This window comes from Algibacter luteus (genome assembly GCF_900141715.1).
GTDB classification, from domain to species: Bacteria; Bacteroidota; Bacteroidia; order Flavobacteriales; family Flavobacteriaceae; genus Arenitalea; species Arenitalea lutea.
Genome location: NZ_FQYK01000005.1, coordinates 25,012 through 46,740, shown reverse-complemented (window position 1 = coordinate 46,740; position 21,729 = coordinate 25,012). Strand labels below are relative to the sequence as shown.

At 32.7% G+C, this 21,729-nt stretch carries 24 protein-coding genes; 12 read left to right on the top strand and 12 right to left on the bottom strand.

From position 1 onward, the window contains the following. The first annotated feature begins 71 nt into the window (after positions 1 to 71). The 8 genes from BUA46_RS10275 to murI all read left to right on the top strand — a co-directional run bounded on the left by BUA46_RS10275 (position 72) and on the right by murI (position 8,402). Complete coding sequence (locus BUA46_RS10275; protein ID WP_019387666.1) at positions 72 to 731, top strand: CBS domain-containing protein; 660 nt, start codon at positions 72 to 74, stop codon at positions 729 to 731. 65 nt (positions 732 to 796) lie between these two features. Next, positions 797 to 1,690 (top strand): NAD kinase, encoded by an 894-nt coding sequence (locus tag BUA46_RS10270; RefSeq protein ID WP_019387665.1) that lies wholly within the window; start codon positions 797 to 799, stop codon positions 1,688 to 1,690. A gap of 103 nt (positions 1,691 to 1,793) precedes the next feature. Continuing rightward, the gene (porG, locus tag BUA46_RS10265) at positions 1,794 to 2,480 is read left to right on the top strand and encodes a type IX secretion system protein PorG (RefSeq protein WP_019387664.1); all 687 of its coding nucleotides are present in this window, start codon (positions 1,794 to 1,796) and stop codon (positions 2,478 to 2,480) included. A gap of 1 nt (position 2,481) precedes the next feature. Continuing rightward, on the top strand, positions 2,482 to 3,222 hold the full coding sequence (gene uppS / locus BUA46_RS10260) for an undecaprenyl pyrophosphate synthase (protein ID WP_019387663.1): 741 nt from the start codon (positions 2,482 to 2,484) through the stop codon (positions 3,220 to 3,222). Further along, positions 3,155 to 5,836: an outer membrane protein assembly factor BamA gene (bamA, locus tag BUA46_RS10255; RefSeq protein WP_019387662.1), complete on the top strand. Its 2,682-nt coding sequence runs from the start codon at positions 3,155 to 3,157 to the stop codon at positions 5,834 to 5,836. The genes uppS and bamA overlap by 68 nt, the downstream gene beginning before the upstream one ends. A gap of 173 nt (positions 5,837 to 6,009) precedes the next feature. After that, positions 6,010 to 7,020, top strand: coding sequence for an OmpH/Skp family outer membrane protein (locus tag BUA46_RS10250; RefSeq protein WP_019387661.1), 1,011 nt, complete (start codon positions 6,010 to 6,012; stop codon positions 7,018 to 7,020). 31 nt (positions 7,021 to 7,051) lie between these two features. Further along, positions 7,052 to 7,552 (top strand): OmpH/Skp family outer membrane protein, encoded by a 501-nt coding sequence (locus tag BUA46_RS10245; protein WP_019387660.1) that lies wholly within the window; start codon positions 7,052 to 7,054, stop codon positions 7,550 to 7,552. Positions 7,553 to 7,622: 70 nt separating this feature from the next. Next, a complete protein-coding gene (gene murI, locus BUA46_RS10240; RefSeq protein WP_019387659.1) occupies positions 7,623 to 8,402 on the top strand; it encodes a glutamate racemase in 780 nt (259 codons plus the stop codon). 102 nt (positions 8,403 to 8,504) lie between these two features. On the opposite strand, the gene BUA46_RS10235 is transcribed toward murI, so the two are convergent. Together BUA46_RS10235 and BUA46_RS10230 are read right to left on the bottom strand one after the other, a co-directional pair. After that, a complete protein-coding gene (locus BUA46_RS10235; RefSeq protein WP_019387658.1) occupies positions 8,505 to 9,020 on the bottom strand; it encodes a gamma carbonic anhydrase family protein in 516 nt (171 codons plus the stop codon). 167 nt (positions 9,021 to 9,187) lie between these two features. Further along, positions 9,188 to 10,198, bottom strand: a complete 1,011-nt coding sequence (locus BUA46_RS10230) for a PorP/SprF family type IX secretion system membrane protein (protein ID WP_019387657.1) — start codon at positions 10,196 to 10,198, stop codon at positions 9,188 to 9,190. A gap of 174 nt (positions 10,199 to 10,372) precedes the next feature. Between BUA46_RS10230 and BUA46_RS10225 the strand changes: the two genes are divergently transcribed. The 4 genes from BUA46_RS10225 (at position 10,373) to BUA46_RS10210 (ending at position 12,992) form a co-directional block, all read left to right on the top strand. Beyond that, entirely contained in the window at positions 10,373 to 11,275 is a 903-nt protein-coding gene (locus tag BUA46_RS10225; RefSeq protein ID WP_019387656.1) for a NifU family protein, read from the top strand. A gap of 90 nt (positions 11,276 to 11,365) precedes the next feature. Beyond that, on the top strand, positions 11,366 to 11,566 hold the full coding sequence (locus BUA46_RS10220) for a dodecin family protein (RefSeq protein ID WP_019387655.1): 201 nt from the start codon (positions 11,366 to 11,368) through the stop codon (positions 11,564 to 11,566). A 171-nt stretch (positions 11,567 to 11,737) separates the two neighbouring features. Further along, positions 11,738 to 12,091 (top strand): DUF1304 domain-containing protein, encoded by a 354-nt coding sequence (locus BUA46_RS10215; RefSeq protein WP_019387654.1) that lies wholly within the window; start codon positions 11,738 to 11,740, stop codon positions 12,089 to 12,091. An 85-nt stretch (positions 12,092 to 12,176) separates the two neighbouring features. Further along, positions 12,177 to 12,992, top strand: a complete 816-nt coding sequence (locus BUA46_RS10210; RefSeq protein WP_019387653.1) for a mechanosensitive ion channel family protein — start codon at positions 12,177 to 12,179, stop codon at positions 12,990 to 12,992. On the opposite strand, the gene tsaB is transcribed toward BUA46_RS10210, so the two are convergent. The 10 genes from tsaB to BUA46_RS10160 form a co-directional block, all read right to left on the bottom strand. After that, positions 12,989 to 13,660, bottom strand: coding sequence for a tRNA (adenosine(37)-N6)-threonylcarbamoyltransferase complex dimerization subunit type 1 TsaB (gene tsaB, locus BUA46_RS10205; RefSeq protein WP_019387652.1), 672 nt, complete (start codon positions 13,658 to 13,660; stop codon positions 12,989 to 12,991). The genes BUA46_RS10210 and tsaB overlap by 4 nt on opposite strands. A gap of 1 nt (position 13,661) precedes the next feature. Continuing rightward, positions 13,662 to 15,008, bottom strand: coding sequence for a TolC family protein (locus BUA46_RS10200; RefSeq protein ID WP_019387651.1), 1,347 nt, complete (start codon positions 15,006 to 15,008; stop codon positions 13,662 to 13,664). After that, positions 14,992 to 16,110, bottom strand: a complete 1,119-nt coding sequence (locus tag BUA46_RS10195; protein ID WP_019387650.1) for an efflux RND transporter periplasmic adaptor subunit — start codon at positions 16,108 to 16,110, stop codon at positions 14,992 to 14,994. Before BUA46_RS10195 ends, BUA46_RS10200 begins: the two co-directional genes overlap by 17 nt. An 89-nt stretch (positions 16,111 to 16,199) precedes the next feature. Next, the gene (locus BUA46_RS10190; protein WP_019387649.1) at positions 16,200 to 17,444 is read right to left on the bottom strand and encodes an ABC transporter permease; all 1,245 of its coding nucleotides are present in this window, start codon (positions 17,442 to 17,444) and stop codon (positions 16,200 to 16,202) included. 2 nt (positions 17,445 to 17,446) lie between these two features. Beyond that, the gene (locus tag BUA46_RS10185; RefSeq protein ID WP_019387648.1) at positions 17,447 to 18,676 is read right to left on the bottom strand and encodes an ABC transporter permease; all 1,230 of its coding nucleotides are present in this window, start codon (positions 18,674 to 18,676) and stop codon (positions 17,447 to 17,449) included. Next, the gene (locus BUA46_RS10180; RefSeq protein WP_019387647.1) at positions 18,669 to 19,370 is read right to left on the bottom strand and encodes an ABC transporter ATP-binding protein; all 702 of its coding nucleotides are present in this window, start codon (positions 19,368 to 19,370) and stop codon (positions 18,669 to 18,671) included. Before BUA46_RS10180 ends, BUA46_RS10185 begins: the two co-directional genes overlap by 8 nt. Before the next feature lie 84 nt (positions 19,371 to 19,454). After that, positions 19,455 to 19,676, bottom strand: a complete 222-nt coding sequence (locus BUA46_RS10175) for a hypothetical protein (RefSeq protein WP_019387646.1) — start codon at positions 19,674 to 19,676, stop codon at positions 19,455 to 19,457. A 1-nt stretch (position 19,677) separates the two neighbouring features. Then, positions 19,678 to 20,205, bottom strand: coding sequence for a DUF420 domain-containing protein (locus tag BUA46_RS10170; protein WP_019387645.1), 528 nt, complete (start codon positions 20,203 to 20,205; stop codon positions 19,678 to 19,680). A 53-nt stretch (positions 20,206 to 20,258) separates the two neighbouring features. Further along, positions 20,259 to 21,002, bottom strand: coding sequence for an SCO family protein (locus BUA46_RS10165; protein ID WP_019387644.1), 744 nt, complete (start codon positions 21,000 to 21,002; stop codon positions 20,259 to 20,261). Next, positions 20,995 to 21,714 carry a hypothetical protein gene (locus BUA46_RS10160; RefSeq protein WP_019387643.1) on the bottom strand — a complete coding sequence of 240 codons (720 nt, stop codon included), beginning with the start codon at positions 21,712 to 21,714 and terminating at the stop codon, positions 20,995 to 20,997. Before BUA46_RS10160 ends, BUA46_RS10165 begins: the two co-directional genes overlap by 8 nt. Between the last annotated feature and the right edge of the window lie 15 nt (positions 21,715 to 21,729).

Below are 21,729 nucleotides of genomic sequence, written 5' to 3'. Positions count from 1 at the left end.
TTTAAGAGTACTATTAAAATGGAATGTGCAGTTAGTTTATTTGAATTATCAATTTATATTAGGAAAGAACGATGAAACTTTCAGAACTTATAATTAATGACATAAAACCGTTAAACATTAATAGTAAAACAAGAGATTTACAATTATTGTTTAATCAACTAACATTCTCGCATATTCCTGTAAAAGACGATACCGGTGCCTATTTAGGTTGTTTTTCTGAGACCGATGCCCATATTTTTGACGCCGACAAACAACTAAGCGAGTATAAATACGCATTGGAAGATTTTTATGTTAGAAAAAATACCGTTTGGCTCGATATTTTGGAAACTTTTGCTGTAAATTCAACCAATGTCATGCCTGTCTTAGATATTCATAACAAGTATTTAGGTTATTATGAATTAAATGATGTTATCAGTTTATTTAGCGAATCGCCTTTTTTCTCTGAAGCTGGAGGTATTTTAATCGTGGAAAAAGGTATAAACGATTATTCATTTAGTGAGATAAGTCAGATTGTTGAATCGAACGACGGTAAACTTTTAGGCGCATTTATTTCTAGAATGAACACCGATTTGGTTCAAGTAACCTTAAAGATAGGGAATACTGGGCTTAATGAAATTATACAAACATTTAGACGCTATAGCTATAACATTGTTTCTGGACATGAAGAAGATGGATATCTTGAAACATTAAAAGAACGTTCAGACTATTTAAAAAAATATTTAAACATGTAGTTTGGTGAAAAATATTTTGAACTTAATACAAAATACCAAACAACCATAGAAAATAGAATAAACACATGAAGGTTGCCATTTTTGGACGATATTTTAATGTAACAACACCACAATCGGTTGAAACGCTTTTCAATTTTCTTGAAAGTAAAGGCATCGATGCTTATATCGAAACGGAGTTTTACAAGCTTATAGACAAAGAACCTCACAATATAAAAGACTACCATAAGTATAAAACATTTACCGAACTTGATGAAAGTTTTAGTTTTTTAGTGAGTATTGGTGGCGATGGTACTATTCTTAGAGCAACCATGTTTGTGAAAGATTTAGGTATTCCTATAATTGGCATTAATACGGGAAGATTAGGGTTTTTAGCTACTATTCAAGTTGATGCCATTGAAGAGGCCATTCAAAATATTATAGATGGAAAATACAGAATTTCTGAACGTTCAATACTAACTGTTGAAACAGTTCCTGAAAATGAGGATATAAAATCGATGAATTTTGCTTTAAATGAAATTTCAGTAAGCAGAAAAAACACAACTGCTATGATTACCATTGATACACATTTAAATGACGAATTTTTAAATTCATATTGGAGTGATGGTTTAATTGTCTCTACACCTACTGGCTCAACAGGATATTCATTAAGCTGCGGCGGCCCTGTAATTACTCCAGGTGCACTTAACTTTGTTTTAACTCCTATTGCGCCTCATAACCTAAGTGCTAGACCATTGGTTATTCCCGATTCTACAGAAATTCACCTTAGAGTAAACGGTCGAGAAAAACAGCATTTAATTTCCTTAGATTCTAGAATTGCCACACTAGATAACGGCACACTTATTAAAATTAAAAAGGCAGATTTTAAAATTAAGATGATAGACCTTCTAAACGAAAGCTTTTTAGCAACCTTAAGAAAAAAGCTGCTTTGGGGAGAAGATAAACGTAATTCGCTTAAATAACTTAACAATATTTCAAAAGAATTTCTGTTTTACACTAATACTATTCAGCTCAAATTGTTATGGGCTAATCTTATTTATTATATTTGCAAACTTTTGAATATTTATGAGGCATTTAACCATATTGATATTAAGCATTTTAAGCACTCAATTAAGCTTTAGCCAAATTAACGAAATTGGCGTTTTTTTAGGTGGAAGTAATTTTATTGGAGACGTAGGTGCTACCGACTATATTTCACCAAATCAATTCGCTATTGGCGGTTTATATAAATGGAATAGAAGTAAAAGACATTCCTACAGAGGCTCAATAATTTTTAGTGAATTAGAAGGTATCGATACCAATTCAGACGACCCAAGACGTATTCAAAGAGGCTATGAGTTCTCGAGCAAAATAACTGAAATCTCATTAGGTATGGAATTTACATTTTTAGATTTTAACCTGCACTCTGGTGAAAAGCTAGGAACTCCATATTTATATTCAGGTATTACAGTGGCTTATCACGATAATCACTATTTTTCAAACGGTGCACAAACACAAGAAGACACCTCGAGTTGGGCTTATGGAATTCCTATGGCTATAGGGTTTAAAACCAATGTTTTAGAGAATTTTATTTTAGGTATTGAAGTTGGTGCGCGATATACCTTCTCAGACGAACTTGATGGAAGTAACCCTGATGCAGCAGAACTACAATCATTGCGTTTTGGAAATATAAATAATAACGACTGGTATGTGTTTTCTGGAATTACATTAACTTACACCTTTGGAGAAAACCCTTGCTACTGCGTAGAATAAAATGGATTTAAAGAACAGTATTCATACAAAATCATTACCTAAACATATTGCCATAATTATGGACGGAAATGGGCGTTGGGCAAAACAAAAGGGCATGATGCGCGCTTTTGGTCATGAAAACGGAACCAAATCTGTAAGACAAACTGTTGAAGCTAGCGCTGAACTTGGCATAAAAAACTTAACTCTTTATGCTTTTTCAACTGAAAACTGGAATAGACCAAAATTAGAAGTACAAACACTTATGAAACTTTTAGTGTCCTCTTTGAAAAAAGAAATAAAAACACTGCAAGACAACGACATTAAACTATCTGCCATTGGTGCTTTAAATTCTTTACCGACCAAAGTATACAAAGAACTTTTTGAAGTTATAGAAAACACAAAAGATAATTCTAGAATGACCCTAACACTTGCACTAAGTTATGGCTCTAGAGAAGAAATCATAAACACTGTTAAGGAAATAAGTATTAAAGTTAAAAATAATATAATTTCTCCCGAAAATATTGATGAATCAATTATAAATGAGCATCTTTACACGCAAAATTTACCAGATGTAGATTTGCTAATTAGAACCAGTGGAGAACAACGTATAAGCAACTTTTTATTATGGCAAATTGCATATGCAGAATTATATTTCACAAGTGTCTTATGGCCAGATTTTACAAAGCAGCATTTATATGAAGCTATTATTGAATATCAAAAAAGAGAACGACGATTTGGGAAAACAAGTGAACAACTTAGCTAAAAATATATCTACTACATCATATTTAAAGAACTGCATTGCAATACTATTTTTTATTAGCTTTTTTAATGTTAGTTCACAAAATTCTAACTTTATAGAAGGAAAAAAATACACTTTAGGCGAAGTTTCAGTTGCCGGAAACACTGCATTTAGCGAACAAACTATCATAGCCTATTCTGGTTTAAGAAAAGGTCAAGAAATTACAATCCCTGGTGAAGACATAGGTAATGCCATTAAAAAACTTTGGAACTCTAAACTATTTAGCGATATAGAAGTATACGTTACTAAAATAGAAGATAATGTGGCTTACTTGCAGATTAAATTATTTGATTTACCTCAACTCAACGAACTAAAAGTCAAAGGCGTTAAAAAGGGTAAAGTTGAAGGTATAGTTAAAGAGAATAAACTAACAAAAGGAACTAAAGTCACCGAAAACTTAATTACAACTACCAAAAACTTTCTTACTAAAAAATACAAAAAAGAAGGTTTCCTAAATACTAAAGTACATATTAATACCATTGAGGTGCAAGATACCGTGAAAGCCTCAAGAGTAAATATGGTGTTGAATATAGATAAAGGTGAAAAAGTAAAAATTAAAGATATAACCTTTAAAGGCAACGACGTTCTGAGTGATAAAAAACTTAGAAAAAGCATGAAAGGCACTAAGAAAATTAACCCAATAAGGGTTTTAAAACGTTCAAAATTCATAGACTCATCGTATCAAGCAGATTTAGGTCATGTAATTGATACTTATAAAGAAAATGGATATAGAGATGCCCGAATATTATCGGACAGTTTGATTTATAACGATGATAAAACCATTTCTTTAGTAATTAAAGTTAATGAAGGTGAGCAATATACTTTTGGAGACATTAAATTTATTGGTAATACCGTTTATACAAACGAACAACTTAGTAGATTGTTACGAATTAGAAAAGGCGATACCTACAATGGAATCTTATTACAAAAAAGAATAGCCGACAATTCGAAACCAGATGCTCAAGATATTACAAATCAATATCAAAATAACGGCTATTTATTCTCGAGTGTAAACCCTGTGGAGGTAAGTGCTGATAATAATGTTATTGATATTGAAGTTAGAATTTCTGAAGGAAAACCAGCTTATTTTAACAGCGTCTCAGTTGTTGGAAATGATAAAACCAACGACCATGTTATTTATAGAGAACTACGTACACGCCCTGGACAATTATACAGCAAAGCCAATGTGGTAAGAACGGTTAGAGAACTTGGGCAATTAGGCTTTTTTGATGCCCAACAAATAACTCCAAATTTTAACAATCCCAACCCCGTAGAAGGCACTATTGATATGGAATATGCAGTTCAAGAAACTGGATCTAGCCAAATAGAACTACAAGGTGGTTACGGCGGTGGAGGTTTTATAGGAACACTTGGTTTATCATTTAACAACTTTTCTATAAAAGACATCTTTAAAAAAGAAGCTTATAAGCCAATTCCAATGGGTGACGGACAGAAATTATCGCTACGTTTGCAAGCTAGTCGATTCTATCAAACCTATAGTTTCTCATTTTCTGAACCTTGGTTAGGAGGAAAACGTCCAGTACAATTCTCTACATCTTTATCGCATACCAAACAGTTTTTATACGATTACACAACAGGAAACGCAGATAAAAGTAGAAGTTTTAACATTACAGGTTTAACCTTTGGATTAGCTAAAAGATTATCGGTTCCAGATGACTATTTCACCTTATCGCAAGCAGTAAGTTACCAACGTTATGACTTAAATAACTACAACACAGGTTTATTTACATTTGGTGATGGTTTCTCAAACAATTTATCATACACTTTTGGCTTAAGTAGAAATAACACAAGTGTTGATCCTATTTTCCCAACAGGAGGGTCTAACTTCGCCTTTAGCGCAAAATTTTCGCTCCCTTATTCTTTATTTAACGGTGTTGACTACGAACAACTTTCAGATGATTACGATGACGCCGTAGAAAGAAGAAACAATGCTGATAGCACTGCAGATATTGAGTATATTGAAGCCACTAATGACATCACTGAAATTGACCAAAAACGCTTCAATTGGTTAGAGTTTTACAAAGTAAAATTCTCTGGTGAGTGGTATACTCAAATAACAAAAAATTTAGTTTTAAGGCCAAAAATAGAATTTGGATTTTTAGGAGCATATAATAATGCCAGAGGTGTAATACCTTTTGAGCGTTTTTATTTAGGAGGAGATGGTTTAGGTAATTTCTCGTTAGATGGAAGAGAAGTTATTCAATTACGTGGTTATCCAAACCAATCGCTTACCCATTTAGATGAAACTACAGGGCAGGCATCTCAAGATGGTTCAAGTATTTACAATAAATTCTCATTAGAACTTCGTTATCCTATAACATTAAAAGCATCGGCTAAAATTTATGCCCTTGGTTTTATTGAAGGTGGTTCATCGTACGAAAATTTTAGAGATTTCGATCCTTTTAACATCAAGCGTTCTGCAGGATTAGGTATTCGAATATTTATGCCAGCATTTGGTTTATTAGGTATTGATTTTGGCCATGGTTTTGATCCATTACCTGGGCAAACTACTAAAAATGGATGGGAAACTCATTTCATAATTGGACAACAGTTTTAACTAAAAAAAATACTTTGGCACGATATTTTCTAATAACACAATAATGATTTGCATGAGAATTAAAATTTTTAAGATTAAAATTCGTTAATTTTGAAAACCAAGTTCAAAAAGGCAGAGAATAACCATCTGTCATTTTAGAATTTATAAAAGATAAATTATAAAATATTAAACAGATGCAAAATAAAGTTCTTTTTTTACTGACATTAGTTTTTACACTAAGCTTTTATTCGCATGCACAACGTGGGGTAAGAATTGCTTATATTGATACCGAGTATATTTTACAAAATGTACCCGAATATCAAGAAGCCACAGCACAATTAGAAGATAAAGCTCAGAAATGGAAAAACGAGATTCAAGCAAAATTAGCAACGGTTGAGCAAAAGCGAAAAGATTTAAGTAACGAAAAAGCGCTTTTAACAAAAGAACTTGTTGATGAGCGCGAAGAAGATATTGCTTTTGAAGAAAATGAGATTTTAGATTATCAACAAAAGCGATTTGGGCCTAATGGCGATTTGTTTATTCAAAAAAGACAATTGATGCAACCCATACAAGATCAAATTTTTGCAGCAGTTCAAGATATGGCTGAAGGCAGAAAATATGATTTTATATTTGATAAATCATCAGACGCTGTGATGTTGTATTCTGCAAAACAGTTTGACATTAGCGAGCAGGTTTTAAGAAGTATCACAAGATCTTCAAAACGAAAGCAAGTTACAACAAAAGCAGAACGAAAAGCAGCCGAGGAAGAGGAGTTAATTCCTGAAATAAATGAAGAACAAGAAGCTAGAGAAAAAGCTTTAGAAGAAAAAAAGCAAGCTAGAGAAAGTGCCGTTGAAAAACGCAGACAAGAAATTTTAGAGGCGCGTGAGGCTAAGAAAAAAGAGGCCGAAGCAAGACGTCAAAAAATATTAGCAGATAGAGAAAAAGCGAAACAAGCCAAATTGGACGCCAGAAACAATACCGCAGAAGCCGCCAATGAAACCACTGAGGTAGCCGGTAAAACAACTGAAGCCAAAATTGAGGGAGAAACTAAAACGAAAGCTGAACTTATAGAAGAGAACAGGCAAAAAAAATTAGCTGAACGTGAAGCTCGAAAAAAGGCTTTAGAAGAAAGAAAAAAGAAAATTTTAGAAGATAGACAAAAAGCAAAGGACAGTATAAACAACTTAAACAAAAACGAATAATAATTTATAACACACTTAATACTATTTAAAAATGAAACAATTGAAAACTATTTTATTAGCAACCGTACTATGTATTGCATCTGTTAGCTTTACACAAGCGCAAAGTAAAGTTGCTCACATAAATACTCAAGAATTAATTGCATCAATGCCTGCAGCTAAAAAAGCACAAGCAGAAATTGAAGCTTTGAGTAAAACGTACCAAACAGATATTCAAGCGTCTATTACAGAATACCAAAACACTGTAAGTCAATATGATGCTGAAGCTAATACAAAAACGGCTGAAGAGAATCAAAAAAGAATGATTGAGTTACAGGAAAAACAACAAAGAATTCAGCAATTTAGAGCAGATGCACAAAAAGATTTAGCTGAAAAAGAAGCTGAATTGTTTAAGCCTATACAGGAAGCTGCAATGAAAGCTATAAACGATGTTGCTAAGGCTAAAGGTTACCAATATGTTTTAGATAGAGCTACTTTAATTGTTGCTGACGGTGATGATATTTTAGCAGACGTAAAAAAACAATTAGGTATCTAATAAAAATCTACCTTATAAATATTATGAAAAGCTGCTTTTTACAAGGCAGCTTTTTTATTTTTGTTAAACTATGAGTAAACACCCAATTGGTATTTTTGATTCAGGAGTTGGAGGCACATCTGTTTGGAAAGAAATTCATGCTTTGTTGCCTCATGAAAACACCATTTATTTAGCCGATAGTGCTAATGCACCATATGGCCCAAAGGGCAGAGAAGCAATTATAGAATTAAGCATAAAAAATACAGAATATTTATTAAATAAAAACTGTAAGCTTATCGTTGTAGCATGTAATACTGCTACAACAAATGCTATTGATTATTTACGAGCCAATTACAATGTACCTCTTGTTGGTATAGAACCCGCCATTAAACCTGCTGCTTTGCAAACCAAAACCCATGCTGTTGGTATTTTAGCCACCAAGGGAACCTTAAGTAGCGAATTGTTTTCTAAAACGTCGAGCCTGTTTGCTAGTACGATTAATGTAGTTGAACAAAATGGCAATGGTATTGTTGAGCTTATTGAAAATGGTAAACTTAATTCTGAAGAGATGAAAACGCTTTTAATGGTTTACTTAAAGCCGATGATTAAAGCGAATATTGATTATTTGGTTTTAGGTTGCACACATTACCCCTATTTAATGCCATTGCTATTAGAATTGCTTCCGAAACATGTAAAAATTATTGATTCTGGTGAAGCCGTAGCAAGACAAACTAAAGCCATTTTAGAACGCCATAATATATTAAATACCGATAATACTCAACCTAAAAACAAATTTTTCACAAATGGTAAACCGGAAGTGATGCAATCGCTTTTGGGTGCTAATTATTGGGTTGAATATCTTGATTTTTAAAAGTACTAGTGAATTGCGTTAGGGATTGCAATGCTTAGCTTTTGGCGAGGCGCACATCGAGCCAAAACTAGTAATGGAAAGCCCGACCCTTGTGGTAACGCCCTACTCTTTAAACCAACTTGAATATTTTATATAGGCATCGGCTATTCGGTTTATTTCGCCCGAGATGAGTTCGTTACTAATATCTTTTACTTTTTTGGCTGGAACTCCAGCATAAATGCTACCCGATTTCACCATAGTGTTTTGGGTTAACACCGCGCCTGCTGCAATAATACTGTTGCTTTCTACCACACAACCGTCCATAATAATACTACCCATGCCTACCAAAACATTGTCGTGAATGGTGCAACCATGAACCAAGGCATTATGACCAATAGAGACGTTGTTACCTATGGTGGTGGCCGATTTTTGATAGGTGCCATGAATTACCGCACCGTCTTGTACATTAACTTTATTGCCCATTTTTATGTAATTAACATCGCCACGAACTACGGCGCTAAACCATACGCTACATTGGTTTCCCATAGTTACTTCGCCTACTATGGTTGCGTTTTCGGCTATGAAACAATCGTCTGGAATACTAGGTGCTTTCCCTCTTACTGATTTTATTACTGGCATATTTAATTCCTTTGAAAAAAGAATCTCGAATGTTAGAATGGAGAGTCTTTCTTATTATATTAATTTGGCTTTAGCTATACGGCTAAATTTAACTAAATTAAATAAAGTAGAACTTAATATATCTGAAATTAGTCAAAAAAAAGATTCAAATTTTGAATCTTTTTTTACTAGTTTACTGCAGGACATTTACAGTCAAAACGTTCTCGCCTGCAATTAAAGTTATAACCTAATGTAATTTGATGAAAGCCGCCGTTTGTAAATACAACGTCGTTCATTTGATAAGTATAAGTGTAGGCAAACATAAAATCGTTATAATTTACACCTAAAATTGGAGTTACTTGTTGTAGTTTTTGACTACTCACTGTATTTTGGTTTGTTAAAAATTCGGCACCATCTAAGCTTTGTCTGTAAGACACGCCTCCCCAAAATTGACCAAAATCCATTTCTTTGTAAACCTTTCCGTTAACATCAATAGCAGATTCTTTAGTAAGGTCTCTATATTGGAACATTACAGAAGGTTCAAAGCTCCATTCACTACCCAATCTGCTAAATACATTTCCAACAGAAACCAAATAGCGTCTTAAATTACTTGTTATTTGTGTATCGCGGTTAACCCCAGCGTTTTCTAATAAATTTTTAACGGTAAGGTGTGCATAAAAGTCAAGATAGTGATATGAAAACCCTAAATCAACATTAAAATTGGTTTCGTTCTGAACAATTCCATTAATAATTGGGTCTGGTATAGGAGCTCCATTTAAAAAGGTTGTTTCATCTAATTGATATTGAACAAATCCAGCGCTTAAACCAAAAGATAGCATATTTAAATCAACCTCACTTCTAGAAAACATTAAATGGTGGGCATAAGTTAAATAAGCTCCTTTTTGAGAATGATAACCGTTTTTATCAGCATATAAAATACCACCCACACCCGATTGTGAATCTCCTATTCTTCCATTCATACTCATGGTTAAGAGTTTAGGAGCATCATCTTGTCCGAACCATTGTTGACGACCTGTAATTCTGATTTTCGAACAATTAGCAACACCTGCCATAGAAGGGTGCAATAAATAATAATTATCGGTTAGATAATCAGTATAGATAGGTAATCCTTCCTGCGAAGTAGCTATATTGGTAAACATAGCTATAAGTGCTACTATAATGATGTTTTTTAAATTCATAAATTTTCTACCAAGTAGATGTAGTTATATACAAACGTCTTGATTATTAAAAAATTACACATAAAAAAGATAAAGTTAACCTTTATCTTTTTAGCCTTTATTAACGGGCAACAAAACTCAAATATATGGATAAGTAAAGTTTTCTTTTAGTATTTTTGTAAAAAATTAGCTGAAATGAACACTTTCAAGGTTTCTGTGCAAGAAACGTCAAATAAAGCCATTGTAAAATTTGAGGTAAATCAATTTATTACTCAACATCAGAGTTTTGAGTTTAATAACATAGACGAAGCAAAAGAATCGCCATTAGCTCAACAATTATTCTATTTGCCCTTTGTAAAGAAAGTTTATATTTCTGGAAATTTTATAGCTGTAGAACGTTATAATATTGTAGAGTGGAATGATGTGCAAGATGAGGTTGCAGAGCAGATTGAGGCTTATTTAAATGACGGTGGAATTGTGGTTGAGAATACTGCTGCAACGAAAAAAGTACCCGTTACAGTTTATGCAGAAAGCACACCTAACCCAGCGGTGATGAAGTTTGTTGCGAACAAAAAGATTGTAACTGCCTTATTTGAATTTACTTCAATTCAAGAAGCCAAACATTCGCCGTTAGCTACAGAGTTATTCCATTTTCCTTTTGTGAAAAGTGTTTTTATAGATGAAAACTACGTATCGGTAACAAAATTTGACATTACAGAATGGCAGGATATTACCATTGAAATTCGAGAATTTATTAGAAATTATATCGAGTCTGGAAAAGATGTTGTTTTGCCAGGAGCAGAAGAGACATTACAAAAATCTACTAAGCAACTTGATAAAAACTATGAAGCGCTTGACGATATTTCAAAAGAAATAGTAAATATACTTGAAGAATATGTGAAACCTGCGGTTGCCAGTGATGGTGGTAACATTCAATTTATTGCCTATAATTCTGACGAAAAGAACGTTAGTGTGATGCTTCAAGGTGCTTGTAGCGGTTGTCCTTCTTCTACCTACACCTTAAAAAGCGGTATAGAAAATATGCTAAAAGAAATGCTTCCAGGAAAAGTAGAAACTGTTGAGGCAATTAATGGTTAATTATCTGTGACTTATCATAAATAATAGTGTCAAAAATATAAGACCTTAATCGGTTTTTTATTTAATAACTAATTAAAATAGTATAAGACCATGGCAGTATTAAAAGTAATTGAAGTATTATCAAATTCAGACAAAAGTTGGGAAGACGCAACTAAGAAAGCAGTGAAACACGCCTCAAAAAGCCTTAAAAATATACGTTCGGTTTATGTACAAGACCAAAGTGCAAGTGTAAAGGATGGTGAGGTTACAGAATTTAGAGTAAATGTAAAAATCACTTTTGAGGTAGATTAAATTTCACCTCTTTATTAGGATTCGAAGCGTTCATAATTATGAGCGCTTTTTTGTATTTAAAAATAGTTAACTTTGATCTAAATGCAATTATTAATTACTTATTTCAATTAACCGTTATGAACTATTGGAAATTTCGTAAAGTGTAATTTAGTTTTTAAAAAATTTGAAACCATGACACTTATTACCAGCATATTAATCTGTTTTGTTGCAGTAGAACATTTTTACTTTTTATTTTTAGAAATGTTTATGTGGACTAAGCCTAAAGGTATTAAAGCATTTGGTTTAAAATCTAAACAATTTGCAGAAGAAACTAAAGTATTAGCTGCAAACCAAGGACTTTATAACGGATTTTTAGCAGCAGGCCTGATCTTCTCATTGATTCAAAAAGACATAAACACAACCATGTTCTTTTTAATTTGTGTTATCATTGCAGGCATATATGGCGCCTATTCAACTAAAAAAATAAAATTATTTTACATTCAAGCTATTCCTGCTATTCTAGCATTAATAAGTGTTGTAATTTAAATTTTAACAATTTATTCACTTTAATAGTTCGCTTGAAGTTTCTGGTAGTGCTAGTTTTGTATATTATCGAATTAAAACATAAAATATGGATTTAGAAAGTATTGATGCTGAAAAATGGATTGATTTAATTTTAGAATATGGTTTAAAAATTATTGGGGCCATAATCATTTGGATTATTGGTTCTTGGGTTATTAAGCTAATATTAAAAGGCTTAAGAAAAGCCATGGAAGAAGCAGATTATGATGTTAGTCTGAAAAAGTTTTTAATGAACCTTTTAAAATGGATATTAAAAATAGTGTTAATAGTAGTTGTTCTTGGCACTGTTGGCGTTGAAACCACATCGTTTGCAGCCATTTTAGCTGCTGCTGGTTTAGCAATAGGTTTAGCATTACAAGGGTCTTTAGGGAATTTTGCAGGTGGTGTTTTACTTATGATTTTTAAACCAATAAAAATTGGTGATTTAATTGAAGCTCAAGGCGAAATAGGTGTGGTTAAGCAAATTGAAATCTTTACCACCAAACTTACTGGGCTCTCTAATAAAGAAATTATAATCCCAAATGGAACCTTATCAAACGGTAATATAATTAATTATTCTACTGAAGGAACCAGACGTGTAGACTTAATTTTTGGTGTTGGATATGATTCTGATATTAAAAAAACTAAAGAGGTTTTAATGAATGTTTTAACCTCACATCCAAAAATCCTAAAAGATCCTGCGCCTTCTGTTACCGTTATAGAATTAGCAGATAGTTCTATTAATTTTGCCGTAAGACCTTGGTGTGAAACTGCAGATTATTGGGCAGTTTATTTTGATGTAACAGAACAAACTAAGGAAGCTCTTGATGCTGCAGGTATTGATATTCCTTATCCTCATCAAGTTGAAATACGTAAAAACGCTTAAGATTTAGGTTTCAGAGCCACAAAATCTTTTAAATAATAAGGTTCAAAATAAGCGACATCTTCAAAGTCGCTTATTTTGTATTTATTAAATGCCAGTAAACCCAATTCATTTGCTGAAGGTAATTTACCCTCAATAAAAATGGCGTTCAGGTTATTAATTAAGGTTTTTGTTTTCTCAACACCATTCCCTATAAAATAAACTTTGCCTTGATTTAAATAGCTAGTAAAGGAGGTTTTATCTAAAATTTGAGCCTTTGTTTCTCTAATTTCATTATGATTAGAACTGTAAATCGCTGAATACACTTCCATACGTCGGGCATCAAGCATGGATACAATAACACCATCATCATTTTTAACTTGTTGCGATAAAGCCTCTAGTGTAGGAATAGAAATTAAGGGTTTCTCTAAAGCATAGCTCAATCCTTTTGCTGCAGACACGCCTATTCGCAGCCCTGTGTAAGAACCAGGGCCTTTACTAACGGCTATGGCATCCAAATCGTTTGCGTTTACTCCAGCTTCTTTTAAAACAGCGTCAATATAAACATGAAGTCGTTCTGCATGCGAATAACCTTTGTCGTTATCTTCTTTAATAGCAATGGTTTTGCCATTATTTGAAAGTGCAACTGAGCAATTCGTTGTAGCTGTTTCTAAACTTAAAATTAAAGCCATATTAATTGGTCAATGATTTTCCCATGTAAAAGTCTAAAACTTTAGTCTTGAAAACAAAATCATATTTCGCATTTATTAAAGAAGATTCAGCGTTAATAAGCTGCACTCGGGCCTGTTCCAAATCAAAAGCTGTCATGGCTCCAATATCATAGCGTTCTTTTGAATTGTTAAATGCCAATGTTTGAGATTCCAACGATTTTTTAGCAGCCTCAAAAGCTTTAAAAGCAGCCTGAGCATCTGTAAAAGCCCGCTGTATATTTGATTCTAAATTCAACTTGGCCTGCTCTAAATTCAGTTTGCTATTTTCTTCTTGAATTCGAGATTTAGCTACCGCTGTTTTATTTTGAAACCTCGAAAAAATAGGAATATTTACGTTCAAGCTAATATTGTGTCCTTTAAATAAGTCAAGTTCTCTAAAAAAGGCTTGTTTAACAAAATCATTTTTTGATTCACTCCAAACTGATCCGAATCCATAGCCAAGGTTTACAGAAGGATAATAACCCGATTTAGAAATTTCTGTTCCAATTAGAGAATTTTCAATATTCTTTTCGGCTACTTTTATCTCATTTCTATTTTCAAGAGCATAATTTAAAACGGGTGAGACACTGGTGTAAAGTAATGCTTCCGAAGGACTATCAATTTCTATAATTTCAACATTAAATCCATTAAACGGAACTTGTAGTAATTGAGATAAAGACAGTAGTGATAAATTAAAACTATTTTCTGCTAGAGTAACCTGTTGTGCATCTCGACTTAAGGTTGCTTCTGCATCATATATATTGGCTTTAGGTTGCACACCAGCATCAACCAATGATTGAACTTGACTCAATTGTTTTTCACTAAATGCGTACTGAGCCGTTGCCGTTTCTAGCGTTTCCTTATTAAACAAAACGTTTAAATAGGCATTAACTACATTTAAAGAAATATCATCTTTAATTCTGTTTAGTTCTAGCTCGTTAGTCTCGCGGGTTAACTGCGATTGCTTATACAAGTTTAAAGTCCTAAAACCGTTAAACACATTCTGACTAATACTTAAATTATAATTAAATGAATGTGTTGTTTGATTATTGATACGTTGGTTGGTTACAGGATCAAATCCAGAACCAATGCTCATTCGCTCTCCCATACTTCCGGAAAACGAAGGTAGAAACTGACCTTTGGCAGCTGTAATATCTTCATCATTTATTAATAAGGTGTTTTGACCTTGCTTAATCGAAATATTATTTTCTAATGCATGATTTACGCATTCTTGTAAAGTCCATATTTTCTGTTGTGCAAAAGAACATAATGAACAAACTAGAAGTGCAAATACTAAAATGGATTGTTTCATATTATTCTTCTTCTTCATCTTCATTATCTTTTGATGCTTTATTCCAAACTTTAATTTTATCTCCTTCTTTTACGCCTTCAGTAATTTCAACATTAATACCATCTGAAAGTCCTAGCTCCACATTTTCTTTCTCGAATTTATTATCGCCAGTCATAATTTCTACAAAAGGTTTTTCAGTAATTCTGTTGTATTGTAAAAGTGCTTCTCTAATAACTAGAACGCTATCTTTACTTTCAATTTCAATTTCTGCGTTAGCACTATAACCTGCTCTGATATTGGTTATCGAATCAATTTTAACATCCGCTTTAATTGTAAATTGTACAGCACCATTTTCTTCGATACCTTTAGGTGCAACAAAAGTTAATATGGCAGGAAATTCTTTGTCTTTTATAGCACCCAAAATCACTTTTATTTCTTTGCCTTCCTCTACTTTTCCAACTTCTGCTTCATCCAACTTACCCTCAAAAATCATTAAACTCATATCTGCTATGGTTGCAATAGTCGTACCTGCATTGAAATTATTACTTTGTATTACTTGATCGCCTTCACGAACCGGGATTTCCAAAATTGTACCTGGAATTTGAGCTACAATATTTGTATTCGCTGAACTTCCACCAGAAATAGATCCTCGTTTAATAATTTGATAGTCGTTTTGGGCTTGCCCCAATGATTCTTTGGCTTGATTGAAAGAGAGCTCACTATTCTCAAAATCTTGTTGCGAAATCACACCTTTTTCAAATAAAGTTTTGTTTCGGTCGTAGAGAATTTTAGCATTATCATAAGATAATTTAGCTGTTGCAATTCTACTTTTGGCACTCACTAAATTCTGCTCATTCGGCACCACTCTAATAGTTGCAATTAAGTCTCCTTTCTTAACTTTATCACCTTCTTCTACAAGAATTTTATCTACAATACCAGATATTTGAGGTTTTAGTTCAATTTCTTCTTCTGGATTTAATTTTCCTGTTGCTACCGCTTTGGTATCAATAGAACTGTAAAAGGGTTCTTCAACTTTATAATCAACCACATCTTTTGAGTTGGCATCTTTAAAATACTTCAACACGAATGCTAATGCAATTATAGCAACTAATACTAAAATAATTTTTACTGTTTTATTCATTTGGTTATTCTTGTTTTTTCTAATTTTTTAAATGAAACTCTTTTACAGAAATTAACATTTAAACTTTAGAGTGTTTATTTTTTGATTGTTTATTCTTCTCGCAATGCTTCAATGGGTTTCACGCTTGTTGCTTTAAATGCCGGTATTAAACCTATCAATGTTCCTAAAATTACTAATATGACTAATGCTATAAATACAACTGAAATCGATACAGACGCATTAACAATAGCTGCATCGTCACCTTGCCCGAATGCAGCATCAAGACCAATTAATATCCAACCCCCTGTTATAATTCCAAAAATTCCAGCTACTATGGTTAGAAATACTGCTTCTACAACAATTTGACGTTTTATTTCAAAGGGTGTTGCTCCTAAAGCCCTTCGCACTCCAATTTCTTTGGTACGTTCTTTTACGGTTATGAGTAAGATATTTCCAATAGCAAACACCCCCGCAATTAAAGTTGCAATACCAACAAACCATGTTAAAAACTGCATTCCTGTTAAAAAACCTGTGATTTTTGCAAACTCTTTGCCTAAATTAAAACTGCCAAAAGCACGGGAGTCTTTAGGGTGGATTTTATTTAGATTTTTTAATAATAATTTGGCGTCTTCTTCAATTTGTTTGATATCATATTCAGGTTTTCCAGTAATCATCATCCATCCTATACGATCGCCTTGATTGTAAATTTGCTGAAACGTTGTAAAAGGTATGTGCATATCTGAGGTTGGCCCCATATTAACATTACCGTTCTCAAACATTCCTATTACCATAAAGTTTATATTATTAATTTCAATGTATTCTCCTATTGGCATTTCGTCTTTTTCAAAAAGTTGCTTATAGGCATCTTCGGAAATAACTACTACTTTTTTATTATCGTCGATATCATTCTGATTTATAAATCTGCCATGTATTAAATTCTTCTTCTGGACCTGATCTAGCAATGGGTAATCACCATTTATTCCAAAAGAACCCGATAGAAAGTTTCTAACCACAGTGGCTTGATTTTGATTTCGAGGCACTAAAAACTCAATCCCTTCTACATTTTCTTCAACTTTTTTGGCATCAGATAACGATAGTTTCACTTGCCTTCCTTCTTGAAAGCCCATGAAAGGTTTACTTGTACTTTGTCCCCAAACAAATACACTATTTGTTGCAAAACTTCCAAACAAACGGTTGAATGAATTCTCTAAACCTCGCGCAGACCCTAAAAGCCCAATTAAAAGTAAAATCCCCCACCAAACACCAACCATAGTTAGTATAGACCTTAGTTTGTTTTTACTAAAGCTATCAAAAACCTCTTGCCATGTATCTCTATCGAATAAAAATCTAAACATGTTTAATCATTTCTTAAAGCAATTATAGGTTTAATTTGGGATGCTTTTTTAGCAGGAATATATCCTGCAATTGCTCCAGCAATTATTAATGTAAGAGTTGCACCAATAACTAACCCATTGCCAACACCTGGGTCTTTTATAAAATATTCTTTCAAGCTCGGACCTACTAATTCTAAAACACCCACACCAATAAGCAATCCAACATAACCTGCAATTGCCGTAATAATGATAGACTCAATTAAGATTATGGATACTATAGATTTAGGAGAAGCACCCAAGGCTTTACGAATGCCTATTTCTTTGGTACGTTCTTTAACAATAAAAATCATGATATTACTAATACCAACTATTCCGGCTATTAAAGTTCCGAAACCAATAACTAGGATGATGAATGTTAATCCCACCGTCATTTGGCTTACCGCTTTTGTCCCTTCAGCCATATTTCGCACACGAATTGCTCTTTGATCACTTCTAGCAACTGAAAAACGATTCTTTAGTTTTTTTGTAATTAAAGTGCTAAAGGCTAAAGCTTGATCATAATTAAGTTCAGGATTGTAGGTAAGATTAATTTGGTCCAGATAATCATTATTACCATAAAGATATTGCGCAGTAGAAACTGGTATGTAAATTTTTCGTTCTTCATTATCGCCACCATCATCAGTAAAAATACCTACGACTTTAAATTGTATACCTCCAAGGTTTAAATATTTGCCTAAAGCGGTTGTTTTTAGAAATAAATCGTCTTCAACCAAACGCCCAATAACAACTACTTTGGTTTTATTATTTAAGTCGTTTTGATTAATATAACGCCCTTCTTTTATTTTAGTTTTTTCGAGAAATTGATGGTCTGGGTGCACTGCACGCACATCATAAACATTTTGCTCACCTCGAAATGAAGCTTGAAAATTTTTATAGATTCTAGCAGTTATAAACTCTATTTTTTCATCAAATTCATCTTTTACATAATCGAAATCTTCATTTTTAAATTGAATTTGTCTTCCAACTTGATTTCCTTTATGTGCTTTTGTTGTTCTTCCTGAATTTATAAAAATGGCATTATTAGCATCATCAACAAATGCTTCGGCAAATGTGTTTTGTAAACCGTTGGCAATACCAAATAAAATAGTAAATAACAAAATAGCAAAAGCCACAGTAAATCCAGAAAGTAAGCTTCTAGTTCTGTTTTTATTAATACTCTGAAATATTTCGCGCCAAAGGTCTATATCAAACATGTTCTTGCGCTCTTACTTGATTTACTTTTTCATCTTCCATAATTACGCCATCTTTAAGTCTTACAATTCGCTTACACATATTGGCAATATCTTCTTCGTGAGTTACCATTAATATAGTTTTGCCCTCATCATTCAATTGTTGAATAAACGCCATAATTTCGTGTGAAGTTGCAGAATCTAAAGCTCCCGTAGGCTCATCGGCCAATAATAATTTAGGATTTGCTGCTAGCGCTCTTGCAATGGCAACACGCTGTTTCTGCCCTCCCGATAATTCTTTAGGTAAGTGTTTAGCCCAATCTGTTAAACCTACTTTTCCTAAATGAAATAAGGCTTTTTCTTGACGCTCTTTTCGTTTCATCCCTTGATAATATAGTGGAAGTGCTACATTTTCAAGTGCATTTTTATAATTAATGAGGTTAAAGGATTGAAAAATAAATCCTAAAAATTTGTTTCTATAAACGGCAGCTTTCTTTTCGGTAAGGTTTTTTATTGGCAATCCATCTAGAATATAATCCCCAGAATCGGCCTCGTCTAACATGCCTATAATATTTAATAAAGTAGATTTTCCGGAACCAGAAGACCCCATTATGGCAACCATTTCTCCATCTTCAACATTAAGATCTATTCCTTTTAAAACATGTAAACTTGAGTCTCCAATTGGGTAAGATTTATGAAGCTGATGAATCTTGAGCATAATTTGATTGATTTAAAAGAGCAATATAGCTTTTTAGTTAGACTAGCGACTTGTAGAAATGTTACAATTAAGGATAGAAAACTTTTACTTTTTCTTTACAGTATTGTATTTTCTATAAATAAAGTAGGCCATTCCTGCAACCAAAATATAAGGTATCGCCATTAAATACACTATGCCATCGTTAATTCCTTCTGCAGCCGTTTGCCCTTCCTCACTTTCTAAAACAGCTCTACACATTGCACATTGCGCATGAGTTTCTAAAAAACTGAAAAAAAATAGAAAAAATATGGCAATTCGGTATTTCATGTTAAACGTAATATGGTGAAATCATAATAAAAACAACTACTCCTGTTATGGCCACATAAAGCCAAAGTGGAAATGTGATTTTTGCTATTTTTTTATGCTTTTCAATATTGTTAGTAATGGCTCTTACATACGTTATTAAAACAAATGGAATAACTAATATAGACAACAGTATATGAGTTATTAAAATAAAATAATACAAATATTTGGTAATACCCTCCCCACCAAATTTTGTTGAATCACTGGTCATGTGATATGCAATGTACATGAGCAAAAACAGCACAGATAAGGCAATCGCAAATTTTATTAACCTTTCATGAAGTTTTATTTTCTTTTTCTGAATTGCTACAAAAGCCATTACTAAAACAAATGCAGTTAATGCATTTATTCCGGCATAAATTGGAGGTAAAAATACCGGGAGTTCAACATCTATTTTTACACCAAATAATATTGCAACAGCTACAGGAATAATAATGGATAAGGCAACAATAAGTTTATTATATTTTTTATCGTCTAAAACTTCTTTTTGCATAATATAATTCTTTTTCTAATGAGCTAATAAAACCAGCATTGAACGCCAAAGCATTACTCATTTAGCAATTTTTTAATATCTTCTTTTAACGCACTAATTTCTTCTGATTTACCGTCTTCATCAACAGCTTCGGCCTCGGATGTGATGCCGTTGTAATAAATTAAAGGATTTCCGTTTACAACTCTACTTCTTATAAATCCATTTTTATCTATTAATGCAAAATTTCCAGAATGCTCAAAACCACCTTCTACACTTTCATTTTCGGCTGCATATATATAAAAACCTTCATTTGAGAGTTTATAAATGGCCTCTTTATCTCCAGTCATAAGATGCCAATTTGGGTTAGTTACTCCATATTTTTCAGCATAAGCTTTTAAAACTTCTGGCGTATCATGTTCTGGGTTTATTGTAAAAGATGCCACACCAAAATCATCAAAATCTTTAAATTCATTCTGAATTTGAATAAGGTTTCTATTCATTCTTGGACAAATGGTTGGGCAGGTTGTAAAAAAGAATTCAATAACATAAACTTTCCCTTCGTAATCTTTATTAGTTATTGTTTCTCCATGTTGGTTTGTAAATGAAAAATCAGGCACTTTTCTATTTTCACCGTTATTAGAAATATAAACTAAATCGGATTTTTTTAAAGCCTGCTCCTCTTTTAAATCGCTTCTACTTTCTTGTCTTGAAATATCGTTGTTTGATATTCTATCAACTATTCTTGGAATAAAAATAATACCAAAAACAAGAACAATAAAGGCGATACCTATGTATGAATAATTTGTTTTTTTACTCATTGTTTTCAGTTTTTAAGTCACTCGCTCGTCTTGTTGTAGAATTAAATTCTCCTTTACGCTTTTGTCTATATTCTGTGAAGAGAATACGCATATCTTCGCTCATCTTATTTTTAATTTCTGCCACTTCTATGCAATCGTAGGTATTAAGACCATACACTGGTTTATTCTTCTCTATTTCATTGTCTGTTCTGTCGTCTATTCGTCCGCGTTGATTCAAATCTTTATCTATAATAAAAACATGATCTGTTGCTAAATCTTCTGACAAATCCTCTTCTTTCTTTAAACTAAAAAATACGCGCTTAATATGAGAAGGTTCACCAAACACAAAGTGCCAGAATCTTAAATCCTCATAAGAACTGATTTCTTGCTTTAATGTTTGAACTGCTTCTTCAGTTCCTTTGGGCATTAAAACAACAACTTGAAAGCGCTTAAATCCTTTAAACTTATCATAAACCAGTTCTTTTAAATTGGAAGCTGTAATGTTTTTATCAATGGGATTATTTCCAAAAAAACCCAACACGGTAATATGATCTTTTAACTGTATCTTTTCTTCAGAATTCGAACTAAAATTATCTAAATCTAAAACCGATTCATTGACAATATCCAATGGCGAATAATTATGTGTAGCAGGATATAGAAATAACAAAAAAGTAACAGGTAGAAAAAATAGAATACCCAATACTACATATCTGCTTACTTTCTTTAAATTCATTAAAAATCAGGTGTT